The 580-nt window shown below is 61.0% G+C and carries 1 protein-coding gene; it reads right to left on the bottom strand.

Annotated features, from left to right (window positions below):
• Positions 1-40: 40 nt before the first annotated feature.
• The coding region (locus AB839_RS20860) for an IS3 family transposase (RefSeq protein WP_156476715.1) at positions 41-580 on the bottom strand (540 nt) is incomplete at its 5' end.

Below are 580 nucleotides of genomic sequence, written 5' to 3'. Positions count from 1 at the left end.
TCTGATCTGGCCCCCTGAAAACGGACGCCATGAAGCCGTTTCAGGCGGCAGCCCGGAGCTGCCGGGCGTAGTTGTTAGGCGAGTGGTAGCCCAGCGCCGAGTGTAGCCGGGCTGGATTGTAGAAGCCGTGGATGTAAGCAGCGATGGACTGGCTGGCTTGTTCTCTACTGGCGTAAGGCTCGGCAGCCTCTTCTGTCTTGAGCGTGGCAAAGAAGCTCTCGGCCACCGCGTTGTCCCAGCAATTGCCAGGCCGGCTCATGCTTTGGACCACCTCATGGGACTGCAGCAGCTGGCGAAACTGGTTCCCCCAGTACTGCCCACCACGATCTGAATGGAAGATCAGGCCGGGTCGTTGTGGATGCAGAGCCCAAGCATTGGCAAATGCTTTCACCACCAGCTCTTCAGTCAGACGCTTGGAAACACTGTAGCCCAGCACCTGCCGGGTCTGGACGCTGATGACCACGGCCAGATGCAGCCATCCCTGGCGGGTGGGGACATACGTGATATCCCCGACCCAGGCCGTCGGTCCGGTTCCGGGGGCAAATTGCCGATCCAGCAGGTTGGGGGCGAGCTGAGATGA

Origin of the sequence: Stenotrophomonas sp. DDT-1, assembly GCF_001580555.1 — a bacterium.
GTDB lineage: Bacteria > Pseudomonadota > Gammaproteobacteria > Xanthomonadales > Xanthomonadaceae > Stenotrophomonas > Stenotrophomonas sepilia.
The sequence above is the reverse complement of the archived record's forward strand: the minus strand, read 5'-3'. Positions and strand labels throughout refer to the sequence as shown.